Source organism: Ruegeria lacuscaerulensis (assembly GCF_013031245.1).
Taxonomy (GTDB): Bacteria; Pseudomonadota; Alphaproteobacteria; order Rhodobacterales; family Rhodobacteraceae; genus Ruegeria; species Ruegeria lacuscaerulensis_C.
Genome location: NZ_WPZL01000070.1, coordinates 1 through 6,896, shown reverse-complemented (window position 1 = coordinate 6,896; position 6,896 = coordinate 1). Strand labels below are relative to the sequence as shown.

At 55.3% G+C, this 6,896-nt stretch carries 9 protein-coding genes; 5 read left to right on the top strand and 4 right to left on the bottom strand.

Features of this window, described 5'->3' with window-relative positions; all coding sequences use genetic code 11:
* The first annotated feature begins 66 nt into the window (after positions 1-66).
* A complete protein-coding gene (locus GOX66_RS25010; RefSeq protein WP_170766564.1) occupies positions 67-363 on the top strand; it encodes a hypothetical protein in 297 nt (98 codons plus the stop codon).
* Positions 364-639: 276 nt separating this feature from the next.
* Entirely contained in the window at positions 640-948 is a 309-nt protein-coding gene (locus GOX66_RS25005; protein ID WP_170766562.1) for a hypothetical protein, read from the top strand.
* Between the two features lie 137 nt (positions 949-1,085).
* On the opposite strand, the gene GOX66_RS25000 is transcribed toward GOX66_RS25005, so the two are convergent.
* Entirely contained in the window at positions 1,086-1,337 is a 252-nt protein-coding gene (locus GOX66_RS25000) for a WGR domain-containing protein (protein WP_170766559.1), read from the bottom strand.
* 175 nt (positions 1,338-1,512) lie between these two features.
* Here GOX66_RS25000 and GOX66_RS24995 point away from each other — a divergent pair, with 175 nt between their 5' ends.
* Together GOX66_RS24995 and GOX66_RS24990 are read left to right on the top strand one after the other, a co-directional pair.
* On the top strand, positions 1,513-1,785 hold the full coding sequence (locus GOX66_RS24995) for a DUF6429 family protein (RefSeq protein ID WP_237212779.1): 273 nt from the start codon (positions 1,513-1,515) through the stop codon (positions 1,783-1,785).
* A 115-nt stretch (positions 1,786-1,900) separates the two neighbouring features.
* The gene (locus GOX66_RS24990; protein WP_170766557.1) at positions 1,901-3,247 is read left to right on the top strand and encodes a DUF7986 domain-containing protein; all 1,347 of its coding nucleotides are present in this window, start codon (positions 1,901-1,903) and stop codon (positions 3,245-3,247) included.
* 155 nt (positions 3,248-3,402) lie between these two features.
* Here the strand turns inward: GOX66_RS24990 and GOX66_RS24985 are convergent, their stop codons facing one another.
* On the bottom strand, positions 3,403-3,720 hold the full coding sequence (locus GOX66_RS24985) for a polymer-forming cytoskeletal protein (RefSeq protein ID WP_170766556.1): 318 nt from the start codon (positions 3,718-3,720) through the stop codon (positions 3,403-3,405).
* A 293-nt stretch (positions 3,721-4,013) separates the two neighbouring features.
* A complete protein-coding gene (locus GOX66_RS24980) occupies positions 4,014-4,265 on the bottom strand; it encodes a ParB N-terminal domain-containing protein (protein ID WP_170766554.1) in 252 nt (83 codons plus the stop codon).
* Positions 4,266-4,725: 460 nt separating this feature from the next.
* On the opposite strand from GOX66_RS24980, the gene GOX66_RS24975 reads away from it, so the two are divergent.
* Positions 4,726-5,694 carry a DUF6635 family protein gene (locus GOX66_RS24975; protein ID WP_170766552.1) on the top strand — a complete coding sequence of 323 codons (969 nt, stop codon included), beginning with the start codon at positions 4,726-4,728 and terminating at the stop codon, positions 5,692-5,694.
* Between the two features lie 157 nt (positions 5,695-5,851).
* On the opposite strand, the gene GOX66_RS24970 is transcribed toward GOX66_RS24975, so the two are convergent.
* Positions 5,852-6,667, bottom strand: a complete 816-nt coding sequence (locus GOX66_RS24970) for a class I SAM-dependent methyltransferase (protein ID WP_170766550.1) — start codon at positions 6,665-6,667, stop codon at positions 5,852-5,854.
* Positions 6,668-6,896 lie beyond the last annotated feature (229 nt).

Sequence of the window (6,896 nt, the reverse complement as noted above, 5' to 3'; positions counted from 1 at the left end):
CTTGTCTATTTGTCTTGTCCGAGGGGGGAGGCCGCGCCTTCCCCCTGACGTCGGGGGGCGTTTGGCTTGTCCAAATCCCGCCTGACCAACAAAAAAGGCCAATGGATCTTCGATCCTGCGGGAGCGCAAAAGGGATCGAAACCCGGAGGGCAGATCACCGCGGCATGGACCGACCATGACCCAAAGCCCCTGCCCTGGATCGCAAGAGACGGTTCAGGGGCTACTGCGTCAGGAAGATCATGCTGGGGTGTTCTGGGTGGAAGCCGATATGTCGGCTGGAACCTAGAGTCCGCTCACGAGCCGACAGGCTCGGGATTTGCCAATAATGCAGAACGTCAGATGACCCTGACCTTCACGTCATAAACTGGTCCAGAACCGGTAAGTGTAGTGTCAGGGTTGGGGTGAGCGCGCTTTAGCGCGTCGATCCCCTGCCCTGTCAATTGATCAATGTGAGCCGCACGCCCCGCGCGGGTCTCAATTCACCATTTGCGTGGTCTTATCAGAAAACAAAAACACGCGTGTTACCTTCCATCGAAAGAAACACCATATTTAGTATTCGAATGTTAAGAGCCCACAATATACTTGCTTTTGAACCCCTTTTGTTCTATTCTTTGGCTACGCTGCCAAAGGGAAGAAACCATGTCCGGATCTGCCTGTTCAGAAACACAGACAGCACTGCCTGCAACGGCCAAGCAACTTGCCTATGCACGCAAGTTGGCAGAACAACAAAACGTCGTTTTGCCTTGGGAAATCCAGCAAGATCGACGTGCGATGAGCCAATGGATCAACACGCAGAGATCAGCACCTCGCGTTCGCGATACCCGGCCAAGCTCCAAGCAGGTGGCTTTCGCGGAACGCATCGCGCGGATCAAGCGCAGTCCGGTTCCGGACGAGTGCTTTCGGGATCGCACTCTGATGTCCCGCTGGATCGATAGCAACAAGCCCTGAACAATATCACGCTGGTTTGGCATCTGTCGCGTTGTCTTGCCATTTTGGAAGAACCACCGATGCGGTGCGTTCACAGACGCCTCGCTGTATGCCATTCCATTGAATAGCTCGCATCATCTAGCCATGGGAGCAAACGCCTATGCTCCGACCGGAACATAGCCTCGGCGACGTTTTTGTCTTTCAAGTTTATGGAGCGCGTCAGCAGCCTGGGCTTCGTCATTATACGTCACCATCATGGCTTGCCCGTTTGTGCCAATACGTCCCCAGGTACGAAACACGGACACTTCCCCGAACAGCGTCGGCTGCAACTCTATTCCGTAGAACCGTGCCATGTTGACGCCCGGGTCCACATGGATCAGGTGGACAGGTGTGGTGTCTGTCAGCTCCATGCTCCCAGTATTTCTTGGCACAGCCCAGCTGTCCAATGACATTGCGATATCTGTTCTTCGCGAGCGATTCATACCCGTGATGTGAGGCGGCACGGGTTTCACCCGGCCTTATCGATCCGATCGCACCATACGCGAGCTGAAGATCTTTGCATTCCCTCTATTCGCCGGATCAGGGTTGACGAGCCCGGCCCTTGTCGCGTCCGCTGTGACTATGGACATAGATGAGGACAAGGTGGATGAGGCTGTCCTGGCGCTTCTCTGGTTGACGCTGCATGACGAGTGCCGCGCGTGGAAAGGTTTTGACTGGGACGCGCTTGACCGCCTGCATCAAAAAGGTCTGATCCTGGACCCGGTTGGGAAGGCAAAGTCGGTGGTGCTGACAGATGAAGGCCTGCGCCGCTCCGAAGCACTTTTTGCGGAGCTTTTTGGGCGGGAGCCAAAGAAATAGCATTCGCCGCGACGAGACCATCCATGTGACGCAGTTCTGCACAAGCTTGTGGTCTGGCTGGCGGTTGCAATCTGCGCTAGATCACCTCTGTCCGGCGAACAGGGAGAAGCTGAAGATGGCAACGGGGAACGATCTTGGTGGGCTCATCGGGTTTGTCACCCGTGACGAGATTTGGCACGCGCGGCTCGCGGATGTTTTGGACGAGCATTTTCTGCCAAGTCTCGAAGGATTTGATCTCGATTTCGAGGATCTGGGCGACTTGCTGGGCGAGGATTGGCCAATGGTCCTGTGGGGTGGCGGCCTGGAAGACTTGCTGGGCAGGACATTCGGACCGGACGCCGAAAACGCTGCAGATGCCTATCTGAACGGGAGCGGCTCCAGGGAGAGTGCGCAGACCCGCGCCTATATCAAAGGATTGCGGGACGCGCCGGTCAGCCTTTATGAGGTGAGCGAGATAGACCCCGGCAAATCCATGGTATTGCGCGACGTGCTTTCGGACGCAGAGCCGGTCACCGTCCGGGAACACAGTGCAACGCAGATGCTGCAGCGGTGGGATCGCATCGCCGCCCGGGTTGTCACGCAGGGCGATCACTATGTGATCTCGGGGGCTCTGCTCCCCTTCGAGCCGGACACCGTTGCGCTGTTTGAGGATGGGCTTCGGACGGTCCTGAAATTGAACCCCGACGATGAGCTGAGACTGACACAGGATCAGCTACACCGCTCTGCACCCCTCTTTACCAATGCCTGGCTCTTCGCACATTTACCGAACTTGCTGGACCCGGAACCACCACAAATCAGCAACAGCGATGGCGACGACCTGCTCTTTCACGAGATGCGCTTCCCCCTCGCCAGTAAGGTGACGCAAAGCCAGGTCTCGCAAAAACTGTCCCAATCAACAGAACTGGTGGTCTCAGGTCGGAATGACTGGACCTGGCTTGACGTCGACACCCCGTCTGGCAACAAGCACGGCACTGGCCTCGTATTGGACAGATCAATGTCAGGGGCCTCCGTGCTTGGGTCCCTGAACCTGAAAGGCAAAACACTCACGCTTTCTGTAAACTCTGCGGCGCGCGCCGAACGCGGCGAGGCCGTGGTCCGGGACCTCCTGGGGGATCTGGTGAAGTCACCGCTGACATCAATCCAGACCGTTGCACAGATGATGGCGGATGACAGCCCGGGTGACGGAGTGACAGAAAAAGAGGACATCCCCCCTGCCCTGGCCCGTCAGATTGCCCACGAACATCTCGACCATCACTACCGCGATACGCTTGATCAGCCGATCCCGGCCCTGGATGGCAAGACCCCGCGCCAGGCCGTTCTCAGCACGGCGGGCAGGAAGAAAGTCATCGACTGGCTGAAGACAATCGAAAACCGCAGCGCGCGCCAGACCGGCTCTCCTGTTGCAGACTATGATTTCAGCTGGATGTGGGACGAGCTCGGTCTGTCAGAATACCGAAAGTGAACCAGCCAACCTACACAATCGGGTCATCCGACGGACAAGCAGTTTGCTGGGCAATTTCCCTGAAGATACGCATCGTGGCTCAATAGATTTACTCAATACCAGGCATCACACATGTCTGATCTGTAACCGTGCGACTGGTTATCGGCAGGCGGGCCCTACTGCCCGCCCGCGATGTTAACTTTGCCTACAACCTTCGCTCCGCTTTCAGTTGCCATCGTCTTGGCCGCTACATCAGCTTGAATTTGTGCAGTCGATGCAATCTTCAGATCGTCGCATTTCAGACTTCCCTGGTGCTTGCCATCAATAATGATCTTCTTGGCTGACAATGCACCGTCGACCGATCCGCCAATTTGAACAGTGATTGTCTCAGCGCTAACGTCGCCAACCACTTGCCCTTTGATCTCGATGCCTCCCGCACTTGAGTTGAGATTGCCTTCAATTGTCAGATCTTCTTCAATGATTGAGTTCGCCACGTTGAAACCCTCTGGATGAGACGTTGGCGACCTTAGAAGGAAAGTCGCTGCTTGAACACCTTCCAATCCTAACCATCGTCGTGCTGCTCAAGCGTTCATTTTTTTGGCGAGTTCCACCTAAAAATCGAAGGTTTCGGAACGGTCGTCGCGACATGTACCGTATTTACCGATCGGCCAATTCTGCCGCTCATCACTTGATCTTGCGCTGCGGTACGGCTTCCTCAGAACGGACTTTCGCGCTCAGCGTATCAATTGGTTAGGTTTTCAGGATGAAACCTGCAATTTGGATACATTCAGTGTAGCTGAGCGTGAACCAGAAATCCTTCGACTTCAACTTCACCAATAGCGCGCAAAGCCTCAAGCCGGTGATATCCTTCAACAAGAATGTAACCGCCGCCTTTATCGGCGCGCAGGCGTATGGGCGTGGTTTGGCCGTTTTCCATTATATCGTACGCGATGCGTTCGACTTTGGCGGGATCCAGAGTTTTTCTCCGTTTGATCGGAATGCGAACGTCACTAATGGCAAATTTTTCTTTTATAGGCATGATCTCAACTTGCGCGAGAGGGCAGCATATAAGCAAGCATTTCGGCCACGATATCCACCAATTTCCAATTTTGTCTCATGGCGCCGCTAGATAACAGCCTATGTACAAGCGGCCATGAGTTCGTAAATTACCGAGCATTTAGCCAAATCGAGGGCATCTTGGTGAACGGCGCTTTACCGACATTCGACATTTTTTCAGATGTTACTAGTCGACTTCCTGAATGCCGCCATTCGTGCACAGAGCAGCATTTTGAGTGCTGAGTGTCAGCAATGCCTAAAAAGTGCTGTTCGAAGAAGTAAAAGCATTAACGGACTGGTGAACAATAAAGCCTTGTCAACGCTCTTGCAGCAATGCTCACTTGATAGGATATGAAGTGTGTAGTTAACCGACTGGCATGCTACTCCGTGAATCAGTATAAGACGTTTCTTGCACAACAAGACAGGGATCGCGGGTCACCGCCATGAGGTCGCTATCGAACCCCACCGTGGAAGTCGATAATGTTGTCCGTCCGAAAGTCCGTGAATACTTTACGGACCGGCGGGCTGAGGTGGATGTGTTTGTGGCAAGGCATTTCACCTGGCCCGGAACACTTCTCCTTCACCGGTCGGCACTCGGATGGGACATTCTGCGCGCCCCGATGAATGTGGTGCTGTCGCCGATCCTGGTGCTGACGCGGATCGCGGCGTACCTTTGCGGCCGTGCCCGGTGGCGTGGTGGCTCGGAGTGGCTGGCCTCGCGGCGTATCCTGTTGCGCACCACTGTGGCGCGCAGGGTCGAGGCCTACATCGTGACCGATCTTCTGCAACTGTCGTTGGCGCAAGGGGCTGCGGCTCGTAGTCCGGACGCGCTTTCGCGCGCCATCCTTGCTGCACCGAAGTTTCGCGAAGTGATCCGAAAACGTGAAAGCGCGGCCGATGCGGAGGCTCTCAGCCATCGAATGGCGGGCGCGATTTCCGAGTATGCAGCAACTCGGTCTGCCGTTGCCGAGATGACTACTGTGCTCTGTGCGCTTATTGTTGGTGCACTGGTCTTTCAGGCGCTAACACCGGGCATGATCTCGATGGCGCCGGGCGTTGCTGATGCTATGGCAAGCACCAATGCCATCACGGAGTTTCCGCTGGGTCAGACAATTGGCGGGATTTGGTACGGTTTTTTCCCGACGGGCGCATCGCCCTGGCTTACCACCGTCACCATGGCGGGGCTTGTTATGATCGGATCGGTTTTCGCCGCGTTCGCAGGTGTGTTTGCCGACCCTGTTCAGAGTCGCCTTAGCGTTCACCGCCGCCGCCTTCTTCGTCTGATCGATACACTCGAGATGGAACTTGCCGGACTTGGACAGAGCCCCTTCGTCGCGCGGGAGCATTTCTACGCCCGGCTTTTGGACCTCTGGGATGCCGGTGCGGGCGCATTTCGCATTTTCCGGAACTGACGCGCAGACTTGGAGGCGAGGCTCGGGCCGTTACCAGTCATTCATCGTGACCCTCACCGCCGCAGCGCAGCCCGCATAACCGCCGTTCGCTGCACTTGCTCGATTTCGATAACGGCCAAGGTCTCAAGAGCGGACAAAGCCGCCGTTTGGTTAAATATTATGTGCTTGGCATCCGACCCCATGTTTGAATCACGCTATTGAATGTCCATACAGTTTCTGGGTGAGATAAATGCTCTCTGACGTCAGCGATCAACTTTTCCAGATGAGCCTTTGGCACACCCAAATCATCAATAATCCTTTTTTTCATCGACTCGACGGTTGATGGCATGTAGTCCCGCCAAGCATCCTGCGCACGCGTACCAATGAGGACCGGATTGTAACAAACATCCTCGAGACCGGCGCGCATCAGAAGCCGATATAGCCGATGTGCGATGGGATCGCCGCTGCCGTCAGGAAAGCACGCGACAAATATGTCTGCCAGTTCGCGCCAAGCCGGATGTTCTGGATAGCACATAAGCGTGTGAAAATCTGCTTCTTGTATGGCCACTACGCCTCCAGGTGCTACCAGTCGAACTGCCTCGCCAACAAGCTGCTCTGGACTCCCCGCGGTGCTTGCCAAGAATCGGATATGCACCAGATCGAATGTTTTTTCCGGAAGACCAGTTGCATATGCGTCGCCCAAAATGAACTCGCAATTATCGGGCGCGTCGGCGCGCGCTATCGCGAGAAATTCTTCGTCACCATCAAGTCCTGTGACGTGACCGCTGGAGCCAACGAGTTCAAGGAGATAATGTGTAATACCTTCGGGGCCGCAGGCTAGGTCTAGACATTTCCACCCCGAGGCCACACCAATGGATTTAAGCAGCCTTATTGTCGATTCCGACAAAGCAGTGTCTTGGGCTTTCAGGCGCTCTACCTCGCCCTTGCGATGCTGAATTGGATACTGACCTGACGAATACTCTACGTGTTCCATGCTAGCCTCCCCTGTTCCAACACATCTAGGAAAATCACTTTGCGTTCAATGGAGCTATTGGTTCACGAAGTCCGCTTTGCCCAAATACAATTAACGGGCTCATTCCGGACCTCAGTGTTGTTGCAGCACAGGCCCCTGCCCCCCCTGTCAACTGGCCACGCAGACGGCCCGGAGCGGATGAGGTGGGTGGCTCCTGCTCCACCGGCATCGAATGTGCCAAAGTGCAGTT